This window comes from Geomonas sp. (genome assembly GCF_056994735.1).
The window spans coordinates 1-1,946 of sequence record NZ_JBXKJL010000315.1; the positions used below are offsets into that span (position 1 = coordinate 1).

General features: G+C 61.4%; 2 protein-coding genes. Both read right to left on the reverse strand.

The window, feature by feature from the left end:
• Positions 1–276: hypothetical protein (locus tag AC11W3_RS13900; RefSeq protein ID WP_484093174.1), on the reverse strand; the 276-nt coding region annotated here is incomplete at its 3' end.
• A gap of 237 nt (positions 277–513) precedes the next feature.
• Positions 514–1,946 (reverse strand): B12-binding domain-containing radical SAM protein (locus AC11W3_RS13905; RefSeq protein ID WP_484093175.1); only part of this gene is annotated, 1,433 nt, incomplete at its 5' end.

Here is a 1,946-nt window from a genome sequence, read left to right on the forward strand (position 1 = left end):
CAGCGACTTCTCCCGCGGGATAGAGAAGGTGAAGGTGTTCGGGTCAACCCACTTGGCGGGAAGGGTGATTGTGTCGCCGGGCTTGCCGCTATTGAGAAGTACCTGGTATTCCCCCCTCTCATCGGGGCGCGGGAAGTCCTTTCCGTGAACGATCACCTCCTGCCCGCGGGTTACCGCCGGCAGGGCAGGTTCGGCCGAGATTGCAGGCTCGGCCCTGGCCTCCGTCGCTGTAACGAGGAAAAGGATAAAGAGCCAGATGATGAACCGCTCTCTCATGGCAAACCTCCTTCCGGACAGGCTTAGTACGGTTCCATGGTGCTCATCATTAGTATTGCCTCCGCTCGCGGTACTTCAAGCGACTATCTCGTTTTGCGGTTGCCGGGTGAGGCGGTGCTGGTTAGGCGGGTTGAGGTAACGGGGGGGCGTGCTTGAAAGAGTCAGGGAAGGCGTTGGAGACCCGGGTCCGAATGACGTCCATGAGAATGACGGGGAGGGCCTCGGAGAGGTCCTGTCTCACATCACTTCCACTGTCAGCCCCGCGCCGGGAGCCGAGCGGTAGACGAAGGTGATCTCGGCGGGGCGGTCCGACCACGGCTTAACCCGGTAGTCGCGGCGGAAGTGCCTGCGGTAATACCTTACCCGTTCGCCATGTTTTGCTGCGGGGAGGGAGGCGGGAGCGCCTTTGGAGGTCGTTTCCAGATCGGGTTCGAAGAAAGCAGGTGCCTTGCCGCCGGGATATCCGGTCAGGCAGAGGTCAAAGCAGAGAGCATCGCGGAAGCTCTCGAGGGACTCTTCCTTCAGGAAGAAGGATGCGAAGCGCCACCACGCGTCGAAGAGGAGCGGGAGTGAGAGATTGGCTGCCAGGGAGTGTTCCTCGAAGAAGAGTGCAGCGGAGGCCAGTACCTCTGACAGGGGTGCCACTGCCGCCATTTCCCGCAAGGAGGCTGCGAATCGGCCGCTGTTGTAGAGGAATTCGATAAGGCGGCTGATGGCCTCAATTCTCCCGATCTCCACGAAGCTCAGCCAAGGAGTCCGCAGCACCTTATAGGGGGCCGCATCGGAGTACTGGTAGTGCTCCTTGCGGGCGATGCCGCGCATCTGCGTCCCTTTCATGACCTTGAGGGCCTCGACCTGGATGTGATCCGGGTTGAGCGCGAAGAGGCCTTCCAGGGATCCGAGAAATCCCTCCAGCGCTTCACCGGGGAGTCCGGCTACAAGATCGAGGTGGAGCGTTACCTGGGTCTCCGCCTTAAGCCGTCTGACCTTTTCATAAAGCTTCTCGAGGCTCGACCGCCGCGACACCTTGGCGAGCGTCTCCTCCCCCCCCGATTGCACTCCGATCTCGAAGCGGAAGTTCCCGGGGGGGACCTCGGCGAGGAGGGCCAGGTTGTCATCGGTGAGCAGTTCCGCGGCTATTTCGAAGTGGAATTTGCTCTTCCTGTTGTGTTCCAGGATGAAGCGCCAGATCTCGTTGGCCCTGACGGCGTCGTAGTTGAAGGTCCGGTCGACCAGTTTGACCGTCTGCACACCCTTTCCCATGAGGAGGGTCAGGTCCCGGCGAATCCTCTCCATCGAGAAGGAACGGACGCCGCTTTCGATGGAAGACATGCAGAATGCGCAGGAGAACGGGCAGCCACGGGAGGTCTCGTAATATACAAGGGGCTTGGACAGGTCGGCCAGCCCGGCCGCGAAAGGAGAGGGTATGGTATCAAGTTCCGTCACCGGCCCCCTCTCGGCATTGGCTATGATGTCGTCCCCTTCCCGGCAGGTGATGCCGGCTATGTCGTCAAGGGGGGCGCCGTCGCGCAGAGCGAGCAGCAGCTCTCGACAGCTCTCTTCCCCTTCGCCCCGGACGATGCAGTCGATTCCCCGGTTCTGGACCATCATCTCGAACGAGCCGAAGGAGACCTCGGGGCCCCCCAGGACAATGAAGGTGGTCGGGTCGA